The organism is uncultured Streptococcus sp. (assembly GCF_901875575.1).
In the GTDB taxonomy this organism is placed as follows: Bacteria; Bacillota; Bacilli; order Lactobacillales; family Streptococcaceae; genus Streptococcus.
Genome location: NZ_CABFMF010000052.1, coordinates 1 through 654 on the forward strand (window position 1 = coordinate 1; position 654 = coordinate 654).

A 654-nucleotide genomic window follows, 5' to 3' on the forward strand; every position below is an offset into this window, starting at 1 on the left:
TTAAAGACATAACCATCATCTGCTGCAGTAACACCATTATTCGGTGTCACTGATAAAGGTTGACTGAGAGCTGTAGTATTCCCTGATAAATATGCTTTTGCGGCTGCTAATTCACCTGCCGACAAGTCACTCTTAGGAATGAAATGATAGTGACCACCATGTGGTACTATATAACCATCACCTGTGTCTTTAATGATATCTGAAGCGTTAAAGACGTAGCCATCATCAGTAGTATAACGTCCCTGTAACTTAGCTACAGATACTTCAGCGTTAGCTGTTTTATCTTCTTTTCCGTGTTCTTGTTTCTGGCGATTGATTTCATCTTTTGTTCGTACATTATCTGCATGAGCTTGATCTTTAAGGTAAACATAATACTTTCCATCTACCTTAATAATATATCCTCCCTTAACCTCACTGACGATATCTTGATCTTTCAGCTGATAGTTAGGGTCTTTCATTAATAGCTCTTCACTAAAGAGTGCATCAAAAGGAACCTTGCCATTATAATAGTGATAATGATCTCCATGAGAGGTTACATAGCCTTGATCCGTAATCTTAATAACAATTTGTTCTGCTTGAATTCCTTCTTTTTGACTAACCTGGTCTGGAGTCAAATTTTCAGTCTTCTTAGTGTCTTTATTCCCATTTACATAG

The 654-nt window shown here is 37.2% G+C and carries 1 protein-coding gene; it reads right to left on the minus strand.

What is annotated here, in order from left to right; all coding sequences use genetic code 11:
• On the minus strand, positions 1 to 654 hold a 654-nt coding region (locus QZ114_RS08180), incomplete at both ends, for a pneumococcal-type histidine triad protein (RefSeq protein ID WP_295501858.1).